The sequence below is a fragment of the Acinetobacter sp. V115_6 genome (genome assembly GCF_031799025.1).
GTDB lineage: Bacteria > Pseudomonadota > Gammaproteobacteria > Pseudomonadales > Moraxellaceae > Acinetobacter > Acinetobacter pittii.
Genome location: NZ_JAVQNO010000021.1, coordinates 1,989,960 through 2,014,738, shown reverse-complemented (window position 1 = coordinate 2,014,738; position 24,779 = coordinate 1,989,960). Strand labels below are relative to the sequence as shown.

At 39.3% G+C, this 24,779-nt stretch carries 24 protein-coding genes; 12 read left to right on the top strand and 12 right to left on the bottom strand.

Annotated elements, in window-relative coordinates:
• Window positions 1-105 precede the first annotated feature (105 nt).
• The 5 genes from barA (at window position 106) to basJ (ending at window position 6,174) form a co-directional block, all read left to right on the top strand.
• Window positions 106-1,716, top strand: coding sequence for an acinetobactin export ABC transporter permease/ATP-binding subunit BarA (gene barA / locus RMA94_RS18200; protein WP_311083952.1), 1,611 nt, complete (start codon window positions 106-108; stop codon window positions 1,714-1,716).
• Window positions 1,713-3,308, top strand: coding sequence for an acinetobactin export ABC transporter permease/ATP-binding subunit BarB (gene barB, locus RMA94_RS18195; RefSeq protein ID WP_311083951.1), 1,596 nt, complete (start codon window positions 1,713-1,715; stop codon window positions 3,306-3,308). The genes barA and barB overlap by 4 nt, the downstream gene beginning before the upstream one ends.
• Window positions 3,309-3,379: 71 nt before the next feature.
• Window positions 3,380-4,114, top strand: a complete 735-nt coding sequence (basH, locus tag RMA94_RS18190) for an acinetobactin biosynthesis thioesterase BasH (RefSeq protein ID WP_311083950.1) — start codon at window positions 3,380-3,382, stop codon at window positions 4,112-4,114.
• 10 nt (window positions 4,115-4,124) lie between these two features.
• Entirely contained in the window at window positions 4,125-4,880 is a 756-nt protein-coding gene (locus RMA94_RS18185) for a 4'-phosphopantetheinyl transferase superfamily protein (RefSeq protein WP_311083949.1), read from the top strand.
• Window positions 4,881-5,004: 124 nt separating this feature from the next.
• On the top strand, window positions 5,005-6,174 hold the full coding sequence (gene basJ / locus RMA94_RS18180) for an acinetobactin biosynthesis isochorismate synthase BasJ (protein WP_311083948.1): 1,170 nt from the start codon (window positions 5,005-5,007) through the stop codon (window positions 6,172-6,174).
• 120 nt (window positions 6,175-6,294) lie between these two features.
• Here basJ and RMA94_RS18175 read toward each other — a convergent pair whose 3' ends face one another.
• Complete coding sequence (locus RMA94_RS18175; RefSeq protein WP_069123758.1) at window positions 6,295-7,536, bottom strand: L,D-transpeptidase; 1,242 nt, start codon at window positions 7,534-7,536, stop codon at window positions 6,295-6,297.
• Between the two features lie 301 nt (window positions 7,537-7,837).
• Between RMA94_RS18175 and hemE the strand changes: the two genes are divergently transcribed.
• From hemE to RMA94_RS18155, 4 genes are all read left to right on the top strand, one after another.
• Window positions 7,838-8,911 (top strand): uroporphyrinogen decarboxylase, encoded by a 1,074-nt coding sequence (hemE, locus tag RMA94_RS18170; RefSeq protein WP_014207275.1) that lies wholly within the window; start codon window positions 7,838-7,840, stop codon window positions 8,909-8,911.
• A 5-nt stretch (window positions 8,912-8,916) separates the two neighbouring features.
• On the top strand, window positions 8,917-9,711 hold the full coding sequence (locus tag RMA94_RS18165) for a DUF817 family protein (protein ID WP_039759049.1): 795 nt from the start codon (window positions 8,917-8,919) through the stop codon (window positions 9,709-9,711).
• Between the two features lie 149 nt (window positions 9,712-9,860).
• Entirely contained in the window at window positions 9,861-10,331 is a 471-nt protein-coding gene (locus RMA94_RS18160) for a DUF3015 family protein (protein WP_003650547.1), read from the top strand.
• A gap of 61 nt (window positions 10,332-10,392) precedes the next feature.
• Window positions 10,393-12,285, top strand: coding sequence for a DUF4105 domain-containing protein (locus tag RMA94_RS18155; RefSeq protein ID WP_270906324.1), 1,893 nt, complete (start codon window positions 10,393-10,395; stop codon window positions 12,283-12,285).
• 67 nt (window positions 12,286-12,352) lie between these two features.
• Here RMA94_RS18155 and blaADC read toward each other — a convergent pair whose 3' ends face one another.
• Both blaADC and folE read right to left on the bottom strand, forming a co-directional pair.
• A complete protein-coding gene (gene blaADC / locus RMA94_RS18150; RefSeq protein WP_311083947.1) occupies window positions 12,353-13,504 on the bottom strand; it encodes an ADC family extended-spectrum class C beta-lactamase in 1,152 nt (383 codons plus the stop codon).
• Window positions 13,505-13,666: 162 nt separating this feature from the next.
• Complete coding sequence (gene folE, locus RMA94_RS18145) at window positions 13,667-14,215, bottom strand: GTP cyclohydrolase I FolE (protein ID WP_002118643.1); 549 nt, start codon at window positions 14,213-14,215, stop codon at window positions 13,667-13,669.
• Window positions 14,216-14,476: 261 nt separating this feature from the next.
• Between folE and xdhA the strand changes: the two genes are divergently transcribed.
• From xdhA to xdhC, 3 genes are read left to right on the top strand one after another with little or no spacing between them, the layout of a single operon-like run.
• Window positions 14,477-15,976 carry a xanthine dehydrogenase small subunit gene (xdhA, locus tag RMA94_RS18140; RefSeq protein ID WP_311083946.1) on the top strand — a complete coding sequence of 500 codons (1,500 nt, stop codon included), beginning with the start codon at window positions 14,477-14,479 and terminating at the stop codon, window positions 15,974-15,976.
• 1 nt (window position 15,977) lies between these two features.
• On the top strand, window positions 15,978-18,353 hold the full coding sequence (xdhB, locus tag RMA94_RS18135; RefSeq protein WP_311083945.1) for a xanthine dehydrogenase molybdopterin binding subunit: 2,376 nt from the start codon (window positions 15,978-15,980) through the stop codon (window positions 18,351-18,353).
• A 6-nt stretch (window positions 18,354-18,359) separates the two neighbouring features.
• Window positions 18,360-19,343 (top strand): xanthine dehydrogenase accessory protein XdhC, encoded by a 984-nt coding sequence (gene xdhC, locus RMA94_RS18130; RefSeq protein ID WP_311083944.1) that lies wholly within the window; start codon window positions 18,360-18,362, stop codon window positions 19,341-19,343.
• Window positions 19,344-19,353: 10 nt separating this feature from the next.
• Here the strand turns inward: xdhC and RMA94_RS18125 are convergent, their stop codons facing one another.
• The 9 genes from RMA94_RS18125 to RMA94_RS18085 form a co-directional block, all read right to left on the bottom strand.
• Window positions 19,354-20,049 carry a Smr/MutS family protein gene (locus RMA94_RS18125; RefSeq protein WP_311083943.1) on the bottom strand — a complete coding sequence of 232 codons (696 nt, stop codon included), beginning with the start codon at window positions 20,047-20,049 and terminating at the stop codon, window positions 19,354-19,356.
• Between the two features lie 9 nt (window positions 20,050-20,058).
• Window positions 20,059-20,865 carry an indole-3-glycerol phosphate synthase TrpC gene (trpC, locus tag RMA94_RS18120; protein ID WP_078225159.1) on the bottom strand — a complete coding sequence of 269 codons (807 nt, stop codon included), beginning with the start codon at window positions 20,863-20,865 and terminating at the stop codon, window positions 20,059-20,061.
• Between the two features lie 9 nt (window positions 20,866-20,874).
• A complete protein-coding gene (gene trpD / locus RMA94_RS18115) occupies window positions 20,875-21,924 on the bottom strand; it encodes an anthranilate phosphoribosyltransferase (RefSeq protein WP_108011262.1) in 1,050 nt (349 codons plus the stop codon).
• A gap of 9 nt (window positions 21,925-21,933) precedes the next feature.
• Entirely contained in the window at window positions 21,934-22,518 is a 585-nt protein-coding gene (locus RMA94_RS18110) for an aminodeoxychorismate/anthranilate synthase component II (protein ID WP_063099311.1), read from the bottom strand.
• A 116-nt stretch (window positions 22,519-22,634) separates the two neighbouring features.
• A complete protein-coding gene (locus RMA94_RS18105) occupies window positions 22,635-22,904 on the bottom strand; it encodes a hypothetical protein (protein ID WP_049082657.1) in 270 nt (89 codons plus the stop codon).
• Window position 22,905: 1 nt separating this feature from the next.
• Complete coding sequence (locus RMA94_RS18100; protein WP_311083942.1) at window positions 22,906-23,121, bottom strand: hypothetical protein; 216 nt, start codon at window positions 23,119-23,121, stop codon at window positions 22,906-22,908.
• Window positions 23,118-23,432, bottom strand: a complete 315-nt coding sequence (locus RMA94_RS18095; RefSeq protein ID WP_311083941.1) for a hypothetical protein — start codon at window positions 23,430-23,432, stop codon at window positions 23,118-23,120. The genes RMA94_RS18100 and RMA94_RS18095 overlap by 4 nt, the downstream gene beginning before the upstream one ends.
• Window positions 23,429-23,884: a DUF551 domain-containing protein gene (locus tag RMA94_RS18090; protein ID WP_311083940.1), complete on the bottom strand. Its 456-nt coding sequence runs from the start codon at window positions 23,882-23,884 to the stop codon at window positions 23,429-23,431. Before RMA94_RS18090 ends, RMA94_RS18095 begins: the two co-directional genes overlap by 4 nt.
• Window positions 23,885-23,896: 12 nt before the next feature.
• Entirely contained in the window at window positions 23,897-24,778 is an 882-nt protein-coding gene (locus RMA94_RS18085; RefSeq protein WP_311083939.1) for an ATP-binding protein, read from the bottom strand.
• Window position 24,779 lies beyond the last annotated feature (1 nt).

Below are 24,779 nucleotides of genomic sequence, written 5' to 3'. Positions count from 1 at the left end.
TTATTCATGCTTTTTTAAAGCCGAAAAAGGCAATTCTTGCTGGTCAATTGAAGCGAGATTTCATTTTAAGTACCGCTTTTTTTATGAATTTAAAGAGAGATAAGCATGTCTGATTTAAAGTTATCTCATCTGATGACAGACTCTTCCTTGGCACCTGCACTCAAGCCAGCATTTCCTAAATTATTTGCAGGAACGCTTGCTGCCGTATTTTCTGGTTTAGCCATTTTAACTGCCCTGTGGGGCATGATTCAGTTGATTGGTTATTTATCTTCTTATTGGGTGATCTTTTCAGCGGTTTTTTGGATAGTTGGGGCAATGTTGGCAGCACTGGCTTCATGGTTAGTGCATGATGCAGAAGCTGGATTTTCGGCACGATTACGTCGTCAAATTGCTCATCATTTAATTCGGTTACCGACCACAACCCTATCAAAACAGGGTGACCAAAGCTTAAAACGACTGGTTTCAGACGATATCGCAACTTTACATCATATGGTGGCACATTTACCGTCGGAAATTGCGATTTTTGCTGTAATCCCTTTAGTTTCTATTGTTTTATTAATTGCTTTGGTTGGCCCGATGGCCCTTTGGGTATTATTACCTGGGGCAATTGCTTCACTCTATTATTTAATTATTGTTCCCCATGTATCAAAACGAGATGGCGCTGCACGTATGCAGGTCATGTTAGATATTATTGGTTCTGCTGATGATTATGCGCGCGGCATTCGTGATAATCGAATATATGGGCAACAATCAGGTGCTTTAACAGCCTATACTCAATCAGCACAAAATTTCACTCAAAATATGGTGTCTTGGGTGAGTAAAGTCGCAACACTCGCTGCTGTTGCCACTGCATTACTACAAGCTGTTGCAACCTTTGCCATAGCCTATTTTGTAGCTTATCAATACGACAGCATGACCTTGGCTGCAACACTTTTCTTTAGTTTGGCCATCGTGACACCTTCGCTACGTTTAGGGCATGGTCTTGATTATGTCGCTGCTGGGCGGGCTGCAGCTAGTCGTTTATCTGCATTCTTAAAAGAGCCAGTACTTTCATCGGGCAATTTACAACAGATTGAGCAAGATGTAACACTCGAAATAGTTAATGCGAGCTTTACAATTGAAAATCAAAAAGTATTAGATCGATTAAGTTATTCATTTCCAAAAAATTCAATTACTGCAATTACAGGACCGAGTGGAGTTGGAAAAACAACCTTACTGCGAGCACTTGCTGGATTAGCCGTATTGCAAGAAGGTGTCGTTCAATTAGCAAAAACAGATATTTTGCAATTACATGAAAAACTCAGACATGAAAAGGTTTTGTTTATTCCACAAGGTGGAGATGTATTACCGGCCACAGTAAGAGAAAACTTGTCCTTATCTGCCATTAATGCAAATGATGAACAACTTGAGCAGGCATTACTCAAGGCCCAATTAAAAGTAGATTTAAATGCAGATGCAACTTTACTTTCAGGCGGTGAAAAACAGCGCATAGGTATAGCGCGTGCGTTTTTATCTTCAGCTCCTATTATTTTATTAGACGAGCCAACGAGCGCACTCGACCAGACCAATGCGACAAAAATAATATTGGAATTAAGCCACTTAGCTAAAAACCAGAATAAAACCATCGTCATGGTCACTCATGATCTTGCCTTAGCTGCTCATGCCGACAACAGGTTAGTGCTTAAAGGCCCAACTGACTCAGGGAAATCTTTATGAATAATGCTGCTAAATTAAATAAAGATCAGATTTTTTCGATGCTTCCTCGTGCAGCCAAGCAAAAATTAATTATTGTTGGTATCGGATGGATCATTGTTGCCGCAATTGAAGCAATCGCATATATCGTCTTGGCATTTGCAATTGTCAATCAATGGTCTCCAAGTTGGGTTCTCATCAGTGCAATTGCAGCAATATTAGTGACAGTTATAGTCACTCGTGCTGGCTTCCTCACGGGTGTGCGTTTAGCAGGCGACCTATTTGCTGAGTTAGGCAAATCTTTAGCTCGTGCCAAGCTCTCTTGGTTTACCAATGAACAGCGTGCTCAGATTAAGACAATTGCTGGACAGGGAATTCCTGGGTTTATGAGTATTCCTGCTCATCAATTGCAAACCTTTTTACATGCGCCTTTTATGCCTTTGTTTCTAACAATAGGAATAGGCATGCTTGCCGGAGCAGGCGTAGCATTTGTCGCTTTAGGCTTACTTTTACTCTCTTTATTTACCCAATTCCTAGCACAACGTGCACTTATGCATATTGATAAAAAACGTAATACTGCCGAATTAGCAGCTTCACAAGCAACGCTGGAATTGGTTGATCATGTTGAGTTATTACGCACAGCAGCCGGTCCTGAACGTGCGGTCCAAAGGCTAGAACATCGTTGGGAAGAGCAAGAAGAGACATTAGTACGGATTAATCGTGCTGCTGCATTTGCAAGTTTTATTGCAACCTTGGCAAGTGTTTTACCCATTGCAGGGATGGCAACATATCTGGTGATCGCTGGTGTCAATCATGCTGCTTTGGTATTGGCATTACTCGTTTTAATTGGACGTGCAGCAGCGCCGTTAGGTGAACTTGCTACCGCAGGGTTGCATATCAATGATTTGTTTGCTGCACTGCGCAACTTTAATCAGATCACACATCCACCTGAGTTGCCTGAGCCATTACATCCTCAAATTCCTACTGGCCATCATATTTCGGTACAAGACGTTAGCTATGCGCCAGCACTTGAAAATATATCTCTCGACATCGCATTGGGGAGCAGAGTATGGGTTACGGGACCAAGCGGTAGTGGTAAGAGTACTTTACTTGAATTGCTTACACGGTTTGATGATCCACAAAGAGGAAAAATTACCCTAGGTGGCATAACTCTTGATCAAATGAAATATGAAGATTTGGTCTCGAATATTGCTTATGTCACACAAGAACCTATTTTGTTCACAGGAACACTGGCTGAAAATATCCGTTTAGGTAAACCTGATGCAACTGATGATGAAATAGAAAAGGCTGCAAGAGATGCCGCATTAGGGGCAATGATTGACCGTAGTTCAGAAGGAATTAATCAATCGGTTGGTAAACAAGGCACCGCATTGTCCGGTGGTGAACGTCAGCGAGTCGCAATTGCGCGAGCATTACTCAAAAATGCGCCGATTTTAATACTTGATGAAGCCACTTCTGCCTTGGATGAAGAGACTGAGCAAGAAATCGTTGCAACGATACGTGCTCTTTCTTCGACGCTTATTTTTGTGACACATCGTGACTCAGCTATTTGGCAACCGACTCAAACTATAAATTTAGCTTCAACCTCTGTTTAAAAAAAAGCGCAGAAACCTGATTTAAGCATTTTTTATAAAAGAAAAATGCTTAATATTTGGAGAATTCTTAAATGAATAAACCTCAATATAATATGTTCTGTTTACCGCCTGCGGGGAGTAGCGCGAGTATTTATCATCCATGGAAAAAGCAGATCTCTGACAATATTCGTATTATTCCTATTGAATATTCGGGGCATGGTATAAAAATAAATGAACCATTGATTGATGACCCTAATTTATTGGCTATGCAAATTGCCAATGAAATACAAGCTTACTCAGACACACCGTGCATTTTATTTGGACATAGTGTGGGAGGTGGCTTGATTTGGAAAGTACTCAATTATTTGAATGGAAAAACCATGATTGATCAGTTGAGATTAATCGTTATAAGTAGCCGACCTGAGCATCACTATATTCAACATATGCGGTACAAGCATGAGCTAACTGATGAAAAAATTATTGATGAATTAAAACGATACAATAATTTTCCTGACGAAATTTTAAATAATCAGGATGCACTCACATTCTTTCTCAAAATCATTCGTAATGACTTCTATCTTAGTGATCAATTGCTTAGCGAGAACATACACAAGACTGAGGTTCCGATCGTTGCATTTTATGGCAAACAGGACCCTGATATTCCTAACAAAAGAATGATGGATGCATGGCAACAACACACAGAAAATTGGTTAGGAAGTATTGAGTTTGAAGGGGACCATTTCTACTTTCTCAATCCCGAGACCCGAATAAAGATGCTTGAAAACATTGCTGCCATCGTTGAAACATTGACCGTGAATATTGAATAAAGTGCAGGCTATGAATAGGGAGAAGCCGTTAAGTAGAAGGGCTAACTCATGTCTGGATGAAATAAATATTCAATATGAAAAGCTAACAGCTTTTGGGCTAGATATACATAAAGTTCAGCTCAGCCAAATCAAAGTAATATCTAAACTTGATCATATCTATCAGGAGCTGAATATATTTCTTCCACCGAAGATAAAAAGCTCACGCTTCATTCGTCAATTAGAGTTCTTGACGGGACGCTTAGCAGCAAAATATGCATTACAAAACCTTAATTTACAAGATTCTATTGTCTATCAAGGTAGACATGGGGAACCCCTATGGCCCGAAGGAGTGCTGGGTGGGATTAGCCATGTTGGATCAAAAAAATCATGTCATGCCATCGCATATGCTAGAAATAACATGGTTCAAGAAAAAATATTTGGGATCGATATAGAGTCTCAAAAACATTATATTTTTTTTAAAAAGAAAGATGAATTTTATGATGTTTTTCTAAATAAAAACGAACAAGCAGAAATTGAAAAGCTGCAAAAAAAACAAGCATATTTATATTTGGTAATATTCTCTGCTAAAGAAAGTATCATTAAAGCAATTTATTTAAAATATAAGCAAATTATTGATTTTAAAAATATAAGTTTTAAACAACTAGATGGTGAGTTTCTTTATTTTTACCTTATTCAAGAAAGTTCAATCGAGATAAATCTAGAGATTAAAGTTCAATTTTTTTATACAAATAACGAGATAATTACAATTTCTTGCATTGAAAACTAATTTTATTATTGATAATAATAATCATTTGCATTAATGTGTGTTTCAGTATTTTTATACTCCTATATTTAAAAAGAAGTACTACAGAATTTGCTTGAAAAAAATCAATGTGAGAGGTGATATACAGATGATGCAGACTCAAATATCAGTAGAGCAAAATTTAGATCATATCGGTCAAAAGAAATTTTCATGTTTCTCTACGAAAAATTATTATCTCGAAGTGAACGAATTCGTTAAAACGCTAAATACACCTGCAGCAAATACCGCACAATTTAATGATGAGATTGCAAAATGTTTTGAAGAAATTAAAAAGCAAGGCCATCAAAATCCAGTTTTAATTGGTGCTATACCTTTTGATATTACAAAGAAAAGTAGCTTAAATTTTTATGCTGATCATAAAAAAATAACACAAGCATCTTCTACGATTAACTCATTAAAAAATCGTAATAACATTGAGATAATTAATAAATCATTACTCATTCAACGCCAAAAATTTGAAGGTACAGTACAGTTAGCATTAGATGCTTTTGAGAAAAAGAAGGTAGAAAAAGTTGTTCTTTCTCAGGCTGTTGAATATGAGTTTAACCGTCATCAAGAGCCAGAAAACTTATTGGCTGCTTTATTAAAACAAAATCCAAATGCTTATAATTTTGTGATTCCAGTAGAACATAATAATTATATTCTAGGCGCAAGCCCAGAACTGCTTTTATCAAAACAAGGTCGTATTGTAACCAGTAATCCTTTGGCCGGTTCTAGACCCAAATCTCAAATTTCTGAAAAAAATTTCGTCAGCCAACAAGAATTAAATCATTCTGAGAAAGACCAGCATGAACATCGAATTGTGGTTGAAAATATTATTAGAAATTTAGCCACTCATTGTGTAGAGCTTAAGGTTTCTGAATTTCCAGATATTTTAGAAACATCAACAATGTTGCATTTATCATCAGAGTTCCAAGGTGTGCTCAAACAACAGGCACCGAATGCATTAAACCTTGCATTAGAATTACATCCAACACCAGCGGTTTGTGGCTCACCAACTCATGTTGCTAAGCAGTTTATTTTAGATCATGAAGGTTATGACCGACATTATTACACGGGGTTAGTAGGCTGGATGGATGCCGAGGGTAATGGAGAATGGGTAGTGACGATTCGATGTGGTCTACTCAGTGAAAATAAAATGCGCTTATATGCGGGTGCGGGAATTGTTGAAGGGTCAGATGCTGAAGCTGAATGGCTAGAAACAGAAGCTAAAATGCAAACCATGCTAAATATTCTAAATACAAAAATTGCTGTGTAATTATTAAACCTAGGCTGGTTTTATATTTATAGTCAAAACAATAACTAAATATTCCACTGAGATATATTAAAAATTTAATAAAAAAAGCCTGCATAAAGCAGGCTCTTTTATTTAAGAGGATTATTCTAAGAATTTAACAGTTACGCCTGAACGTACTTTATTACCTAAATCGTTAGCATCCCAGTTAGTTAAACGGATACAACCATGTGATGCAGTTTTAGAAATTAAAGACGGGTTTGGTGTACCGTGAATACCAAAAGATTTTTTACTTAAACCGATCCAGATATTACCTACAGGAGCATTTGGGCCAGGTGGTAAAGAAAGCGGTTTTAAGTTTTTACCTTGTACGAAATTAGAAGGTGAGTAGCTATACCATGGGTTACGAGCTACACCAACTACCTTGTAAGTACCGGTCGGAGAAGGCGTATCAGTACTGCCAATTGTTGCAGGAAATGACGCAATCATTTGGTTACGGCTGTTAAATAGGTACAGTTGTTTTGCACCTTTATGCGCAATAATCAAATGAATGTCTTCTGGTAAATCATTGCGTACGTTTGGAACAATGATTTTTTCACCCGCTTTTTTGAATGTTGCTGTTGGATTGATTGTTTTTAAGAAAGCTTCATCGATATGAAACTTTTCGCCCAACATTTCGCTAACACGAGTGTAATACAAACCTTTCATTTTAGCCTGTAAAGCATAATCAGAAGGAATTGATTGTGCATATGGGCCTTTTAAATCAGCATCAGTAATGGTGTATTCAATAAATGAAGGTTTTGTTTGCTTAGCAACTAATGCATCCCAAGTTTCTTTAGTCAGTTCACCAGTAGGTGATAAACCATTCATTTGCTGGAATGAAGAGATTGCTTTTAAAGTGTTTTTGCCACTCATACCGTCAATTGCACCTGGTGATGCATGTGCATTATTTAGCATGACGTGAGCACGAGCGTAAACTGGAAACTGGCCTTTACCAATATTTTCATACCATTCAGCCGAATTTAAGCTATCTAATGTCCAAGAAACTGCTGGAGCTGAAGTCTTTGCAGTTGTTGTGGTCGTTTTAGCTACGGCTACCGGTGCTGAAGCGGCAATACCTGAATCAGCATTTTGGTCTTCAGTTTTTTGCAAATTTTGTAATGTTGTTGACGCTCGATTTAAGTCACTTTGTTCTTGAGCGGTAATTTGTGTCGAAGCTTGAGCTTTTACAGTTGAAGCTGCATCTACTGCTAAAGGATCAATCGGATCTTCTACAGGAGCTGATACCTTTTTAGGGTTCAGGGGTTGCTCAGTTGTTGAAGCAGCAAAAGCAACATTAGCAATAATACAACTTAAACTCATAGCGAGTAATGAGCGAACAAACATGTAATTCAACCTTAAGAATTTTCATATAAGCAATAGGGGCTTGATCTAATCTAAAAGTGCATAAAACTACCAATAACTCATCTCTATGAGTTCAAGATTGGCAATTTAGTGGTTAAAAGAATATCAATAGACCCGATGTAACATGTTGCAAGTATTGCAGAAAACCCCGCAGCTTGCAGTAGACTTTTGTGTAAATATGCATTTTTTAGTAGATTGACGAGTTTTTTGTGTGAAATTGAAATTATAAAAATCTTTATGTTTTTGATATGATGCTGCCACATAAAGAATATAGAGATTGGTAATGACGACTTTGAAAAATGATCGTTTCCTACGAGCTTTGTTACGCGAACCTGTAGATACCACACCGGTATGGATGATGCGTCAAGCGGGACGTTATTTGCCTGAATATCGTGAAACACGTTCAAAAGCAGGCGACTTTCTATCTCTATGTAAAAATACAGAATTTGCTTGTGAAGTAACTTTGCAGCCTTTACGCCGTTACGACTTAGACGCAGCGATTTTATTTTCAGATATTTTAACAATTCCTGATGCATTAGGTTTAGGGCTTTATTTTGAAACGGGTGAAGGCCCTAAGTTTCAAAAGACGGTTCGCACTGAACAAGATGTCGCGAATTTACCCAAGTTAAATGCAAAATCAGACCTTGATTATGTGATGAATGCGGTAAGTACAATTCGCTCTGCCTTAGGTGGTCAGGTTCCACTGATTGGTTTCTCTGGTAGTCCTTGGACGCTTGCAACTTATATGGTTGAAGGGGGTTCAAGTAAAGAGTTCCGTTTTACCAAGCAGATGATGTATGCACAACCAGAAGTTTTGCATGCCTTACTTGATCATTTAGCAGATTCAGTCATTGACTATTTAAATGCTCAAATTGATGCAGGTGCTCAGGCGATCCAGATTTTTGATAGCTGGGGCGGGGCATTAGCACACCGCGAATACGTCGAATTCTCTTTAAACTACATGAATAAAATCATTGCTGGTTTGCAGCGTGAGAAAGATGGCCGCCGTATTCCTGTTATTGTGTTCACGAAAGGTGGCGGTCAATGGTTAGAGCCAATGATTACCACTGGTGCAGATGCATTAGGACTGGACTGGACTACTCCGCTTAATACAGCTCGAAATGTTGTGTCTGGGCGTGTAGCGTTACAAGGCAATCTTGATCCTGCTGTTTTATATGGCTCGGCTGCTTCAATTGAAAAAGCAGTAAAAGCAATGTTAGACGATGCCTATGCAAACGGCGAAAAAACAGGTTACGTTGCGAACTTAGGCCACGGTATTACTCAGTGGGTAGACCCTGCGCAACCAAAAATCTTTGTAGATACAGTGCATGAGTATAGTGCTAAATATCTAGGATAGTTTTTGTGCGCCATCTTACTTTACCAATTCATTTTATCGGCAAGGCTGTTTCGGCAGCCTTGTTTGGTATTCTGCTTTTAATTGCTTTTGCTTTCACAGCACCGATGGGAAGCCATGAATATATGGGTTTTTATCGCTATGATTATTTACTGATCTATGCAGTGCTGATACAGATCTGTCTTTTATATTTAAAACTTGAATCGTGGGCAGAAGCCAAAGTTATTGCTTTATTTCACGTCATGGCGATGGTCATGGAAATATTCTTAACACACCCTGCGATTGCATCATGGCAATATCCTCAGCCTGCGGTATTTAAAATTTTAACTGTGCCTTTATTTGCAGGCTTTATGTATTCGGCTGTAGGTAGTTTTTTTGCACGGTCAATTCGACTGTTTCAAGTTTCTTTTGAAAAACTCCCAAGTTTTGGAACGATGCTTTTACTCGCATTTTTCTCATATATAAACTTTATGAGTAAATTTTTTGTACCTGATATCCGATATATTTTATTTGCGATCAGTATTTTTATTTTTTGGAATACCAAACTTTATTTTCAGTTAAATGAATATAAATTTAAAATTCCGATGTTACCTGTATTATTTACCCTCGCTTTTCTCATCTGGATTGCTGAAAATATTAGTACTTTTTATAAAATCTGGCTCTATCCAAGTCAGGTAGATGCTTGGCATATGGTGGGTTGGGGTAAACTGGGGTCATGGTATTTATTATTACTCTTAAGTTTAGTACTGGTACTTAAAATATTGGGTCATCGAGATAATCAAGGTAACTGGAATTTAAGATAAATTTTTCTTTTGCACTTTTTATCATATTGTTTATTTTTTAATTGCTAATTCACAACCATCTCGCTATCTTTAATAGCGTGTAATAAAAATTACACATAACAATACAACACATAAGAAACAATCAATAATGATTTTGGAGATTTACATCTATGTTAAAAAAATTAGCTTTAGCTGCGTTATTAGCAGCTGGTTCAAGTGTTGCAATGGCTGACAACGACGTAGGTTGTGGTGTGGGTACACAAGTATGGGCTGGCAAAAAAGGAGTAGCGCCTAAAATTCTTGCTGCAACAACAAACGGTATTTTTACTAACCAATTATTAGGGATCACTTTCGGTACTTTAGGCTGCCGTCAAGGCGGAACAGTAACTGCTCAAGTGGTTACATTCACAAATGAAAATGCTGAAGCTTTAGCACGTGATATGGCAGTAGGCCAAGGTGAAAGCCTGAACGTACTTGCTGAGTTAATGCAAATTAAACCTCAAGACAAAGACCGTTTCTTTAAAGTTTCAAAAGCAAACTTTGGTGAAATCTATTCTGCAAATAACCAAAATACGCTTCAAGTTTTAGCGTCATTACAAACTGTAATGGCTAAAGACGACGTTTTAAAAGCTTACGTATAAGTTTGAAACTGAAAACCCTGTCGTATGGCAGGGTTTTTCTTATATTTAATGATAAAAATTGATGAGCTTAATGAAGTCAGTTGTTTTAGTTTTTGCCTCTTTGGCAGTGAATATTGCGTATTCAGCAGATATAAATCCATCTATTCAAAAATATTGGTCAATCGCAGAACAACAAAATCTTGACCAAGATATTACATGGCAAAGGCTCATGTATGCCAATAAAAACCAGAAAAGTGAGGTCACTTATTCTGGCTATTTCTTATCAGACAATGGAAAAAATAACTTAAAAGAAGAACTGAAAGCGGATATCTCGGCATTATTTATACCTGCTCAAGATAATCAGTCGGTTCGTTGTAAGTTCCCTGCGCGTAGCCAATGGCTCATGCAAAAAGTCGGCATTCAAGAAAATGAATTGCCTCAAGTAAAGTGTACTGAATTTGAAAACTGGATTGAGCAAATTAAGCCCTACAAAGCGACATTAATTTATGCGACCGATTTTATGGGCAATCCGAGCTCCATGTTTGGCCATACGTTATTGCGTTTAGACCCCAAAGATCAGCAACAATTAAATTTAGTTTCTTACGCCGTAAACTACGCAGCAACTGTGGCAGGCAACGACAACTGGTCATATGCATGGAAAGGTTTAACAGGGCAGTATCCGGGTGAATATTCACTAATGCCTTATTACCGTAAAGTAAAAGAATATGGCGATTTTGAAAGCCGTGATTTATGGGAATATGAGCTAAATTTAACTCCCGAGGAAACACGTTTCTTGGTGTCTCACATTTGGGAAATGCAACACGTGAGTTTCCCATATTACTTTGTGAGTGATAACTGTGCCTATAGATTGTTGGGGTTAGTGGATTTAGTAAAACCTGAATCTAACTTACAAGAAAAATTTACTTATGCCTCCATTCCAATGGAAACCATTAAATCGATGCAGCAGGAGGGACTTACCAAAGCTCCTATATATCGACCTGCATTAGAAACTCAATTATTGGCACAAGCTCATCAGCATGGTGCCTCATTGGCGAAGGTGGCTCATCAAATTACGATGATGCCGACACAGCAATCTTCTCAGATTTTAAAATCATTTACTGAGCAGGATCAGGCTAAGATTTTAGAGATGGCTTACGATGATTTATACCTCCAATTTATTAGCCGAAAAATAGAAGAAAGCATTGCTCAGCCGCAGTTACGTCAGCTTTTAGCACTCAGAAGTCAGATTGATTTAGATAAGCAGCGTCAAGAACCAAAAAGACCAGAAAAGGAACCAACCCAAGGCCATAACGCGCGTAACTTTTCCGTGAAAGCTGGTGAGGTGCAAGATGATAAGTTTATTGAACTTGGTCATCGGCAAGCCTACCATGACTTAATAGACCCTCAAGGCGGATATCGTGCAGGTACTCAATTACTCTTTTTAAATGGTAACGCGCAGTGGCGAAATGACCATTTAAAACTAGAACGTCTTGATCTGTTAGAAGTGAACTCTTATAACCCGATTCAACCATTTAAAACACCACTGAGTTGGGGATTTAATTTAGGTTGGCGTCAGGAAGCCATTCATGATGGACGCTTTAGCGAAGACAAACAACACGGTGTAGCAAGCTTTAATGCTCAGGTCGGTTACAGTCTTGCAGACTATGAGCGAAAGCATATTTGCTATGGACAAGTACAAACTTATGTACAAACGGGTTCAAATCTCGATAAAGGGTGGCGTGTAGGGATGGGCCCAACTTTAGGATGTATGAACCAATGGTTTGAGCGCTTCAACTCTGTGGTGCAAATTGAGTTGCCCTATTGGGAAGATCAAAACCAATGGAATTTGAGAGTAAATACTCAGTGGCAATATGTGATTAATCGCAATAATGCCGTTCGATTAAATTGGGATTATGAACAACAAAACCATCAAGACTGGATGAAATCAAGTCTAGGATATGTCTGGTTCTTTTAAAGAATACGCCCTTAAAAAAAGAGAAATGAAATTATTCATTTCTCTTTTTTGTGTTTAGCTAAGGCGATTATTTCTTTATTGCATTTAATACTGCATACGCTGCTTTAATGCGTTCTTCATTTGGAATACGTTTATTGGTTAACATGACTAAACCAATATTTTCTTTAGGAATGAACACGACATATGTTCCGAAACCATTGGTTGAGCCAGTTTTGTGGAACATCTTAACTGAAGGTTCTTTTGAAATAGCAGTCACTTTATTAGGCTTCATCACAGTTTGTTCTGAATTACTGTCTAATAAAGTTTGTAAAGGCGCTGGATAAGAAAATTCTTCCCAACCTAATGCTTGATACATGGTGCCGACTTGATAGAAACCTTTATGTGTTTCATTAATTGCACGTTGAATATCTGCTGGATATTTTTGTGGATTTAGGTTGGCATTAATAAACTTAAGCATGTCGGGTAGTGTCGATTTGACGCCGTATGCTGGAGCATCTAGCGGACCAGGGTTAACACGAATTGGCTGATTTTCTTGATTATAGCCAAAAGCATAGTTTTGCATCTGGGTCTTAGGTACATTTACATAGCTATGTTTTAAGCCAAGATCTGGAAAAATTGTTTTTTCTAAGACTTGGTCGAAAGGTTTATTCATAGACAATGCCACAACTTTTCCAAATAAACCAATGCTTGGATTTGAATATTGTCTATATTCACCGATTGAGTTTTTAGGTTTCCAGTCTTTGAAAAAAGTTAAAACTTGTTGGTCTGTTTGTACTTCATCTGGGAACTGCAAGGCAAGGTTACCACTTGTATAGGTAGCAAGTTGAAGTAAGTTAACCTGATCAATCGGTGTATTTTTTAGCTCTTTCCAATATTTTCCAGGTGTGTCTTTAAAAGAGATTGTCCCTTTTGTTTTGGCATATCCACCTGCTGTAGCGGTAAATAATTTACTGACAGAACCTAGCTCAAAAATGGTACTGCTATTTACGGCTTTTTTATCTTGAACAGATTGAAGACCATAATACGTTTCATATTTTTTATTATTCTGAATAACGCCCACGGCCATACCCGGTACATTATATTTATCTAATAAAGGTTTAAAGTTTTGATCTACCAGTTTTTTAATTTCTTGTTCTTTTGGTGTATTGCCCGCATAAATTGAGGTACTAATAATAAAAAGAGGGGATAAAAGTAAGCAAGAAATTTTTTTAAATCGCATGATTAGCTCATAAATTATTTAAAAAGAAAGATGCCTACTTTTATAACAAAAATCACATAATTTAATTGTTATGTTTTATAGAATTGGATCGAAGTTTATCGCGTTCAGCTATAAAAAAAAGCCCAACATTGTCGGGCTCTTATTTAGACGGTAAAAACTATATTAGTAGCTTTCCGGTACTGCACTTAAGAATTCACGACGTGCTTCTTTGTCGGTTTTAAAATCTCCGACAAATGAAACTGTACGGGTTGTAGACTCTTGTTTACCTACACCACGCATCATCATACACATATGTGCTGAATCGATGACTACAGCAACACCGCGAGCACCAGTGACTTCTGCGACAGCTTCTGCGATTTGTTGAGTCAGATTTTCCTGAATTTGCAAACGGCGAGCAAACATCTCGGTAATTCGTGCAAATTTAGATAGACCGAGAACTTTGCCTTCCGGTAAATAGGCAACATGAACACGACCGTAGAATGGGAGGAGATGATGTTCGCAAAGCGAATAGAATTCAATATTCTTCACCAATACCATTTCATGGTTATCTGATGGGAAAACAGCATTATTGGTGACTTCTTCTAAAGTTTTACTATAGCCAGAAGTTAAATATGAAAAAGCTTTAGCCGCACGCACAGGCGTATCTTTAAGGCCGGGACGATCAAGATCTTCACCGACGGCAGTCAGGATATTTGCGTACGATTGCTGCATTGACATAAGACGTATAAATTTACTCTATTAGACAAGCTCGGCATTGTATCAGAAACATGACCTGATGTTCATAAATCCTCGCACTATATTTATTTTGGTTTTGCGCAAGCTTAATAAAAGATGAATAAATTTCATGTTTTTTATCGTTAATAGTCAAGTGTTTGGACATGAAATGTGCGCTTAATATTGGTAAGTTCTAAATGATCGCGTAATGGCATCATATTTGCACAGAAGCATTATTATAAAGCATAAGGATAAAACATGTTAGAACGTCCAATCACCTTCTTTTTCCGTGGTGGTCAGCAGCAAGTAGAAAATGTAGTACCTACAATGACGGTTTTACAATTTCTACGAGAATATACCCAAACTGGTAAGACTAGGCAGACTGGTACAAAAGAGGGATGTGCTGAGGGCGATTGTGGTGCATGTACAGTAGTGATTGGTGAGTTGGTCAATGACAACCTGCAATTACGCAGTGTGAATGCGTGTATTCAGTTTTTAGCGACTTTAGATGGTAAAGCCTTATTTACAGTAGAAGACCTTCATAGCTTATTGCCTGTACAAGATGGGACACTTCATCCGGTACAACAGGCGATGGTTGATATGCATGGTTCACAATGCGGTTTTTGTACACCCGGTTTTATCATGTCGTTATGGTCAATGTACGAAAATGAACAACATTCTCCAAGCAAAGATAAAATCAGTGATTATCTTTCTGGAAACTTATGTCGCTGTACAGGCTATCGCCCTATTTTAGATGCAGCACAAAAAGCTTATGACTATCCACGTGTTGTATTAGAACGTCAAAAAGTAATTGATGTATTAAAAGAGATCAGAACATTACCTGCATTGCATTTGAATGATCAAAAGCAGCAATTTTTTGCACCTAAGACTTTGCAGGATTTTGCTACTTTACGTTTACAGTTGCCGCAAGCACGTATTGTTGCAGGTAGCACAGATGTAGGTTTGTGGGTCACAAAGCAGGGCCGTGATTTGGGCGATATGCTTTATATCGGTCAAGTTGAAGAGCTGAAAAAGATTGTAGTCACAGACCATGCTTTAACGATTGGAGCAAATGTAAGTTTGAGCGATGCACTCATTAAAATTTCAGATTTTTATTCCGACTTTCAAGAATTGCAGCGCCGTTTTGCTTCCATGCCGATTAAAAATGCAGGAACTTTAGGTGGAAATATTGCCAATGGTTCGCCGATTGGCGATTCAATGCCAGCATTAATTACACTAGGTACACGATTGATTTTGCGTGTAGGTGAGCAGACCCGTGAAATTGCTTTGGAAGACTTTTATTTAGACTATCAAAAAACAGCATTACAACTTGGTGAGTTTGTTGAGGCGATTGTTATTCCGCTTCGCGAAGGGCAGACACGTTTTAAATTTGCCAGCTATAAAATTGCCAAACGTTTTGAGCAAGATATTTCTGCGGTATGTGCAGCCATTTCATGCGATTTAGATAATGATGATGTCGCTCACAATGTAAGAATTGCTTTTGGTGGTATGGCTGCTATTCCCAAACGTGCAAAATATGCAGAAGCCATATTGGAAGGTCAACAACTTACAACAGAATTGATCGTTCTGGCACAAGAGGCCTTGTCGCAAGACTATCAACCCTTAGATGATGGACGTGCTAGCTCGGCATATCGTTTACACGTCGCGAAAAACTGTTTACAGCGCTTTTATGTAGAAAAAATTCTGTCTCAAACACTCACTCGTGTGAATGACCTGATTGCTATGGTGGAGATCTAATATGAATCAAACCATTGACTTAAATATTTCTAAAAAATCAGCTAAAGCAGGCGACTCGATTCCACATGAGAGCGCGCATTTACACGTAACGGGGCAGGCAACTTATATTGATGATTTACCCGAGCTTGAAAATACCATGCATTTGGCGGTCGGATTTTCAAGTTGTGCCAAAGGTAAAATCAGTAAGTTTGATTTGGATGCCGTACGTCAGGCTGAAGGTGTTTATGCAGTTTTTTCGGCAAAGGATATTGAGGTTGAAAATAATTGGGGGCCGATTGTTAAAGATGACCCAATTTTTGCCGAAGAGCAGGTTGAGTTTTATGGACAAGCCTTGTTTGTGGTTGTTGCCGAGAGTTATCAACAAGCCCGTCAGGCAGTTCGCTTGGCAAAAATTGAGTATGAGCCCGAAACCCCAATTTTAACGATTCAAGATGCAATTGAAAAAGAATCGTGGGTGTTACCGCCTGTTGAATTTAGCCATGGTGAAGTTGAGCAGGCATTTCAAAACGCAGCCCATCAACTTTCTGGAACCATTGAGCTGGGTGGGCAAGAGCATTTTTATCTTGAAGGACAGATTTCTTATGCGATTCCACAAGAAAATCAGAGTTTAAAAGTCTATTGCTCGACACAACATCCAACCGAAATGCAGTTACTGATTTGTCATGCATTAGGCATGAATATGCATCAGGTCAGTGTGGAAAGTCGCCGTATGGGTGGCGGTTTTGGTGGTAAAGAGTCACAGTCGGCGCAGTGGGCATGCATTGCATCTTTGGCAGCGAAAAAAACAGGCCGTCCGTGTAAATTACGCTTGGATCGTGATGATGACATGAGTGCTACAGGCAAACGTCACGGTTTTGCTTATGAGTGGTCTGTAGCTTTTGATGACAGTGGTGTTCTGCAAAGCTTAAAGGTACAACTGGCTTCAAACTGCGGTTTTTCGGCTGATCTTTCTGGGCCAGTGAATGAACGTGCGATTTGCCATATTGGCAATGCCTATTATCTAAATGCAGTTGAGCTACGTAACTTACGTTGTAAAACCAACACGGTGTCCAATACGGCTTATCGTGGTTTTGGTGGACCGCAAGGCATGTTTGTGATTGAAAATATTATTGATGACATTGCTCGTTATTTAGGTTGTGATCCGGTTGAAATTCGTCAACGTAATTTCTTTGCCGAACAGCCCGGTGCTGGACGTGACCGTATGCACTATGGGGCCGAAGTCCGTGATAATGTTGCGCCAAAATTGGTAGCTGAATTATTGCAGACTAGCGATTATGCGAAACGCAAACAAGCTATTCAGGCCTTTAATCAGAACAATGACATCATTAAACGTGGTATTGCGTTAACCCCATTAATGTTTGGTATTTCGTTTAACGCCGTGCATTACAATCAGGCAGGTGCACTGGTCTATGTCTACATGGATGGCACTGTCGCGATTACGCACGGTGGTACAGAAATGGGACAAGGGCTATATACCAAAGTACGGCAGGTCGCTGCACATGAGTTGGGTTTACCAATCGATAGCGTTCGTTTAATTGCAACCGATACTTCTCGTGTACCAAATACTTCGGCAACTGCAGCATCAAGTGGCGCAGATCTAAACGGTAAAGCTGTTCAAAATGCCTGTATTAAAATTCGTGAGCGTCTGGCTAAACTTGCAGCCGAAATAAGTCAAAGTGAAGCTGAACAAGTCCAGTTTGAAGATAGTATGGTTTCAACAGCGAATGGTCATTCATGGACATTTCCTGACTTGGTTCAACGGGCATATATGGCACGTGTGCAACTATGGGACAGTGGTTTTTATAAAACGCCAGAAATTCACTATGATCAGGTCAACCATTTAGGGCGTCCATTTTTCTATTATGCTTATGGCGCAGCGGTCAGCGAGGTCGCAATAGATACGCTAACTGGCGAAATGAAAGTGTTACGTGCTGACATTTTGCATGATGTTGGACGGTCAATTAACCCTGCAATTGATATTGGACAAATTGAAGGTGGTTTTGTCCAAGGGATGGGGTGGCTCACGACAGAAGAGTTGTATTGGCAGCCTCAAGGACCGCACGCAGGACGCTTATTTACCCATGCGCCTTCAACGTACAAAATTCCGACCAGTTTTGATATTCCGCATATTTTTAATGTCAAACTGTTTGATAACCAAAATCAGGCAGATACCATCTATCGCTCCAAAGCGGTAGGTGAACCCCCATTTATGTTGGCATTATCTGTTTTCTCTGCAATTCGTCAGGCTGTACAGGCGGCTATTCCAGAAAATGCACCGCTCGTACTCAATGCTCCGGCAACTGCCGAAGAAATTTTACGTGCAATTGCGATTGGGCGGGGACAAGCTTTGGCTAAACGTCCACAAGCTAAAATGTAGAAGATTATGCAACATTTACAATGGTGGACTGATTTTGTAGCGTGGCAAGTCGATGCTCTACCTATGGTATTGGTCACAGTGGTCCGCGCTGATGGTTCAACACCACGAGAAGTTGGTGCAACCATGTTATTGCGGTTTAATTTGCAACAGCAATGGCAGCAATCCGATACGATCGGTGGCGGGCATTTAGAATTTCAGGCTATTGATATTGCTAAAGCAATGTTAAAAGAAACGGGAATTTCTGTGAGGCGTATTGAACGCTTTAACCTCAGTGCTCGGTTGGGGCAATGTTGTGGTGGGGTGATGTGGTTATTGTTTGAAAAAATATCACCCGCTGTAACCCCGTCAGATTTATCCATGAGTTTGCAAGCATGGCGAGCTGGAAGGCATATATGGCGTACCGTCTCACATCAATATGCGTCCACTTGGCAGATTATGGACATGCAACAACAACCAAGTTTCGAGTTTCATTCTGCCAACAGTGAGCAATGGCAATTTGGCCAGCAGATTCAACCAAATACCATGCACGTGCTGATTTGTGGAGCAGGGCATGTGGGTGAAGCAATTGTCCGTTGTTTATTGCCTATTGGTGTTCGGGTGAAATGGATTGATCCACGTGATGATATTTTCCCATCAGACTTACTGCAACAGGTGCAATGCTTAACGACTGATACGCTTGAAGCCGAGATCGAGCATTTTGACCGTTCAGGTGCAATTTTAGTATTAACTCACGATCATCAATTAGATTTGCAACTGTGTTTTGCAGCCTTGAAACCTACGACAAAACCATTTGCTTATGTTGGGATGATTGGCTCAAAAAGTAAAAGGGCTATTTTTGAGAAACGTATGCAAGTACGCGGTTATACTCCAGAAACATTACAACGCTTAGTTTGCCCTATTGGTATAGAAGGGATTTCATCGAAACAACCTGCAACGATTGCCATTGCAGTAGTTGCTCAATTATTGCAGGTGTTTGATGTAAAAAAATGATCCCAAAGGATCATTTTTTTTGTTCGAACTTCGGATTTTTTTCTGCTCGTTTAAGCAGTACGAGAACAGCACCTGTGCCGCCTTGATTTTCTGGAGCACTTACAAAAGCCAAAACATCGCGGTGTTGACGTAACCATCCGTTGACATAGGTTTTTAAGACCGCCTCTGGGCCTTTGCCATGCACAATTTTGATAACATTTTGATTTTCATCTTTTGCCATCTGGATAATCTGTAAAACTGCGTCACGTGCTTGCTCAATGGTACAGCCGTGTAAATCTACAGCTTCAAACCAACGCATCTTGCCTGCTTTTAAGTCTTCAAAAACTTTATGTTGCAGAGTCGCAATGCGATAGCTTAACGTTGCTTGGCTTGCGACCGGATTTAAAGCAGCTTGAGTATCTGATAACTCGGCGTGTTCGGTATCACGGCCACCTTCTGCGGCTGCACGCTTCGCTAGAGTTTGTGCGTCGACTTTTCTGGCACGAGGTGTTTTTACATCGGCAACATTACTATTGTTGATGCGTTTAACACCAGCAACAGCCTGTTGAAATAGATGTGTATCTTCCAATTCTTCAGACTCAGCCTGAGCTTTTTTAGACTCAGGCTGATTTTCGATTTTGCTTGAATGAGGATTGGAGATTTGCTTTTTAAATTGCTTCAATAACTTTTGTTGCTCTTTAGAAAGCGATGAATCTTTATTACTCATATATCTTCATTAAACCGTTTGAGGTTGTCCAAAAAGTGCAGTAAAAGCTTGATCTGGACGTGGTTGTTTCATAAAACTTTCGCCCACCAAGAAACTGTGAATATCATGCTCTTGCATCATACGCACATCATCTGGTGTCGCAATACCGCTTTCAGTGATTAATAAACGTGAGGTCGGAAGTAATTTTTTCAATCGAATGGATGTATTTAAATCTACATCAAACGTTTTTAAATTACGGTTATTCACGCCTAATAAACATTGCTCAGAAAGCTTTAACGCTCGTTCCATTTCTTCTTCATCATGAACTTCAACCAATACATCAAGTTGATGTTCAAACGCAGTTTTTGACATTTCTTCGAGTTGCTGGTCAGACAAACAAGCAACAATTAATAAAATACAGTCCGCATGCAAAGCACGTGCTTCAACTACATTATATGGATCGATCAGAAAGTCTTTACGTAAAGCAGGTAGGGCACAATGATTACGAGCAATCGCAATATTTTCATCTGCACCCTGAAAGAAATCAACATCGGTCAGTACCGATAGACATGCTGCTCCAGCTTGTTCATATTGCTGGGCAATTTCGGCAGGATTAAAGTCTGCGCGAATGATTCCTTTTGATGGAGAGGCTTTTTTTATTTCAGCAATCACACCAGGGCGCTTATGTTTTAAAGCGTTGGCAAAGCCACGCACTGGAGTCGCAGCTTTTGCTAATTCTTCAACATCTTGTAAATTACGTTGTTTTAAACGCGCAGCAAGTTCCTCATGTTTACGGTCAACAATTTTACCTAAAATGGTATTTTGAATATTAATCATGAGAAATCCTTAATCTGCCTGAGATTGCTTTAATGTTTTGGTAAATTCAGCCAAAACACTCATTTTTTCTAGAGCTTGTCCGCCATAGATAATATCTTGGGCGAATGTAACAGCTTGAGCATAGGTTTGAGTAATGCCTGAGACATAAATACCTGCCCCCGCATTAAGCGCAATCATATTTGCTGCTTTTTCACCAATGTCAGATTTATTTTTACCCAATGCATCTTTGATCAGCTTTAAGCTTGCTGCAGCATCTGCTACCACTAAACCATTTAAAGTTTGTGATTCAATCCCGACATCTTCTGGATTAAGCGTCCATTCGGTAATTTCACCATCTTTGAGTTCAGCAATAGCGGTAGGAGCAGCAAGGCTAATTTCATCAAGTCCATCTCTTGAATGAACCACCATGACATGTTCAGCACCAAGCTGCTTCATAACCTCGGCAATTGGACGGCAAAGTTCATCTGAAAATACACCAATCACAAAGCGTTTTACGCCGGCCGGATTCGTAAGCGGGCCGAGTAAATTGAAAATGCTACGAACACCAAGCTCACGACGTGGGCCGACAGCATATTTCATTGCTTTGTGGTGGTTTGGAGCGAATAAAAAGCCTACACCCATCTCACGAATGCAGCGCTCAGTTTGTTGCATATCTAAATCAAGGTTAATACCTGCTTGTTCAAGTAGGTCAGATGAACCTGATTTACTTGAAACGCCTCGGTTACCATGCTTTGCAATAGTTGCGCCTGCTGCTGCAATGACAAAGCTTGAAGCTGTAGAGACGTTAAATAAATTTTGCCCATCGCCACCTGTGCCGACAATATCAACTAAATATTTGATATCGCTAACATCGATCTTGATCGCAAATTCACGCATGACACGTGCAGCAGCAGTAATTTCGTCAATACTTTCACCTTTCATGCGAAGGCCCATCATCAAAGCACCAATTTGTGCTTCGGTTGCCTCACCTTGCATGATGCTACGCATAATGTCTTCCATTTGCGGCTGAGTCAGGTGAATATTTTTTGTTATATGGTTAAGTGCTTGTTGAATATTCATAGGGATCACTTATGCATAAATATCTAAAAAGTTTTTAAAGATTTGATGGCCATGTTGACTCAAGATAGATTCAGGATGGAACTGCACGCCTTCAACAGGCAATGTCTTATGTTTAACACCCATGATTTCTTCCATGGAGCCATCTGTTTCATTGGTCCAACACGTTACTTCAAGGCAATCAGGCAGGGTTTGCTGATCAATCACCAATGAATGATAACGAGTTGCTGAGAAAGGGCTAGGAAGATTACTGAAAATACCTTTATTGCTATGGTACATATCAGATAAACGTCCATGCATCACCGTTTTGGCTCTTACAATTTTTCCGCCAAAAGCTTGCCCAATACTTTGATGCCCTAAACACACGCCAAGCAAAGGAATTTTTCCAGCAAAGTGATTAATTGCAGGAATTGAAATACCTGCTTCACTTGGAGAGCAAGGGCCAGGACCAATCACAAGATATTTAGGTTGCCATCGTTCAATATCCTCTAATGTGACTTGATCATTGCGAACTACTTTTACTTCCTGATTCAACTCGCCAAAATACTGGACGATGTTGTAGGTAAAAGAGTCGTAATTGTCGATCATTAGAAGCATGATGAACTTAACCTTCTGAAATATAATTGATATTTTTGCAAGCTATGTAAAGTTACTCACAATGTTACTCACTTTTCAAAAAGTGCCTTATTTGAATCAAATAAAAAGCCGCTTTTCTAAGCGGCTAATGTAGCAGAATTTGATCGTCTTGTGACAACCTCATTCACATATGAGTTTAAATAATAACTATAAGTTCCATCTTTAAGGGGTGGAGCAATTTCACCCATCTTTATGCGTTCATAGAACTTTGTATTTTTCCAGCCGAGACGTTCTTGAAATTCCTTCACACTTACACGTCTTTCATTGTCTGCGGCCAGTTGTTTTTTTAAGCTCTGCATTTCCTCCAAAATCTTATGGAGTAATTCGTGATCTGTAGCCATTCCCATTTCACCCCTCCTTACTTTCCGATTTAACTTCTTCCCACTCTACATAAGCATCACCCCAATCAGTTTCGATAGACCCCTGATGGTTGCATTTAGGGCATTTAACTAAGTCGCCTACATATAAATAAGTTTCATCACCCTTTTCTGTGGAGACATCGGCATACTCGTCAAATCCACATTTAGGGCAATAATCTAACCAAGTAATTTTAAGTTCTTTCATCCCTCAGCTCCCGATTCGCTTGCTTCAACCATTGCCTTCCAACATCCCATAGCGGCATCATTACCAATTGCCTTACCATATTTTTTATAAGACCAATCTCTAGCAGCATCTAACATTCTTTGAGTTGGCATTACTTGTAATGCTTTTTCAGCTCTTGCAATCCAAGCTTTAAACATTTTGGTGTATGTGTTTGCTTCTGCATCAGCAACATAAGCACATATATATCTACCTTGTTTGTCATCCCACTCAACCCAATGAGATTTAGGAAACTTAGCTTCAAATGCTTCACGTTCTTTGCTCAAGTCAATCATTTCTGGCTCTCCTTATTGCTAGGAACTTTATGGAAAAGCATCCAGTGTGTAGGTGGATCACTTTCAAAGTTCACCCAGATGTGATTTAAGTCCTCATCGCAAGCCATATAATCCATTTCTGGTTGAACATCTGGTGAATCAGACCAGCAGATTAAAACCATTTCATCTAGGGGAGGCTCTTCATCTTCGACGCTGATCCACTCTGGCACCGCCTGAGCTTTGGCTTTTTCTAAACTCTTAGCTCTTAACCACATTGCCCAACCTGTGTTTACAGAATGGTAGGCTTCAAGAATATCGTCTAAATCAAAGCCAATTGCATCTGCTGTTAGTGCATCAAAGTTTCCTGTCTCGTTATTAAACTCAACAGCATCGAGTTGCGCCAAACAGATGTAGTTTTCTTTAAAAATAGGCAACTGTTCTAACCAGAAAGCCTCTCTTTCATTCAATGTCATGCTGCTGCTCCCTTATGCATTGCCTTGTGTGCCAATTAAAGATTGCTTACGACTACTACAAGCGCTAACAATCTCTGCTTCACAATCAGTGCCTTTGAACTGTGAATAGATAATTCCAAGCTCTGCCACATCATTAGTTGAATTAATGCGTTTAATAGCTTCATCAAATGAAGCCTGTAATGCTTCTTCTTGACTGCGACCATCATTAAGCCAAGCTATAAGCTTTTCTCCAGTTTCCTTCGTGATTACTTCGCCGGCTGGATTAAATAATTTGGTACGGTCTTTAGTTGGTAAAACAACATGGCTTTCATGCACAACATCCAAGGCCACAGTTAATTCATATTCATAACCATCACGCTGCTCAGCCTTCATACCGAGCTTCATGATTTTCTTGTTCTCACCTTGAACAGTCTCGGTTTTTGCGCGAGTGGTTGAGATGATGTGCATATCTGTTTGAAGAATTGCATCAATAAACTTACGGTGACGAGGTGTAGTTTCAGACCAGGCTGACCATGTGTTACCTCGGAATTTATTAGCTGCTGTCTGATCGTTAATCTCTAAACAACCACCCGTACCAATCCATTCATGGCTAGCACTATCAATGACCAAAACTTCATAACCCATGTTGTATGCAGCTTGAATTGCACCAGCAAAACGCTCAGGGCTGTAAGGTGGTTTTAGCGGCAATGTGTCAAAGGTAAATTCATTTGCATAAAGAGATGCAGACTCATTTTCTGTATCAATAACAGCAATCTTTTTGCCAAGACTTGAAGCCAGCACAAGGGCAGAGTAGGTTTTACCCGAGCCGCTTGCACCATTTAGATTTAACTTAAGCTTTGCTTTTTTACGTTCTGCTTTTGTGAAAGAGAACTGTTCTTTACTTTGCATGTTCATC

Bases quoted from the DNA above. Each gene is read 5' to 3' on its own strand.
- RMA94_RS18110 (WP_063099311.1), bottom strand. From the start codon at position 22,518: ATGCTTCTAATGATCGACAATTACGACTCTTTTACCTACAACATCGTC.
- folE (WP_002118643.1), bottom strand. From the start codon at position 14,215: ATGCAGCAATCGTACGCAAATATCCTGACTGCCGTCGGTGAAGATCTT.
- RMA94_RS18095 (WP_311083941.1), bottom strand. From the start codon at position 23,432: ATGATTGACTTGAGCAAAGAACGTGAAGCATTTGAAGCTAAGTTTCCT.
- hemE (WP_014207275.1), top strand. From the start codon at position 7,838: ATGACGACTTTGAAAAATGATCGTTTCCTACGAGCTTTGTTACGCGAA.
- trpD (WP_108011262.1), bottom strand. From the start codon at position 21,924: ATGAATATTCAACAAGCACTTAACCATATAACAAAAAATATTCACCTG.
- blaADC (WP_311083947.1), bottom strand. From the start codon at position 13,504: ATGCGATTTAAAAAAATTTCTTGCTTACTTTTATCCCCTCTTTTTATT.
- RMA94_RS18185 (WP_311083949.1), top strand. From the start codon at position 4,125: ATGAATAGGGAGAAGCCGTTAAGTAGAAGGGCTAACTCATGTCTGGAT.
- RMA94_RS18125 (WP_311083943.1), bottom strand. From the start codon at position 20,049: ATGAGTAATAAAGATTCATCGCTTTCTAAAGAGCAACAAAAGTTATTG.
- basJ (WP_311083948.1), top strand. From the start codon at position 5,005: ATGATGCAGACTCAAATATCAGTAGAGCAAAATTTAGATCATATCGGT.
- xdhC (WP_311083944.1), top strand. From the start codon at position 18,360: ATGCAACATTTACAATGGTGGACTGATTTTGTAGCGTGGCAAGTCGAT.
- xdhA (WP_311083946.1), top strand. From the start codon at position 14,477: ATGTTAGAACGTCCAATCACCTTCTTTTTCCGTGGTGGTCAGCAGCAA.
- barB (WP_311083951.1), top strand. From the start codon at position 1,713: ATGAATAATGCTGCTAAATTAAATAAAGATCAGATTTTTTCGATGCTT.
- RMA94_RS18105 (WP_049082657.1), bottom strand. From the start codon at position 22,904: ATGGGAATGGCTACAGATCACGAATTACTCCATAAGATTTTGGAGGAA.
- RMA94_RS18175 (WP_069123758.1), bottom strand. From the start codon at position 7,536: ATGTTTGTTCGCTCATTACTCGCTATGAGTTTAAGTTGTATTATTGCT.
- RMA94_RS18160 (WP_003650547.1), top strand. From the start codon at position 9,861: ATGTTAAAAAAATTAGCTTTAGCTGCGTTATTAGCAGCTGGTTCAAGT.
- basH (WP_311083950.1), top strand. From the start codon at position 3,380: ATGAATAAACCTCAATATAATATGTTCTGTTTACCGCCTGCGGGGAGT.
- RMA94_RS18100 (WP_311083942.1), bottom strand. From the start codon at position 23,121: ATGAAAGAACTTAAAATTACTTGGTTAGATTATTGCCCTAAATGTGGA.
- trpC (WP_078225159.1), bottom strand. From the start codon at position 20,865: ATGATTAATATTCAAAATACCATTTTAGGTAAAATTGTTGACCGTAAA.
- xdhB (WP_311083945.1), top strand. From the start codon at position 15,978: ATGAATCAAACCATTGACTTAAATATTTCTAAAAAATCAGCTAAAGCA.
- RMA94_RS18090 (WP_311083940.1), bottom strand. From the start codon at position 23,884: ATGACATTGAATGAAAGAGAGGCTTTCTGGTTAGAACAGTTGCCTATT.
- barA (WP_311083952.1), top strand. From the start codon at position 106: ATGTCTGATTTAAAGTTATCTCATCTGATGACAGACTCTTCCTTGGCA.
- RMA94_RS18155 (WP_270906324.1), top strand. From the start codon at position 10,393: ATGAGCTTAATGAAGTCAGTTGTTTTAGTTTTTGCCTCTTTGGCAGTG.
- RMA94_RS18085 (WP_311083939.1), bottom strand. From the start codon at position 24,778: ATGAACATGCAAAGTAAAGAACAGTTCTCTTTCACAAAAGCAGAACGT.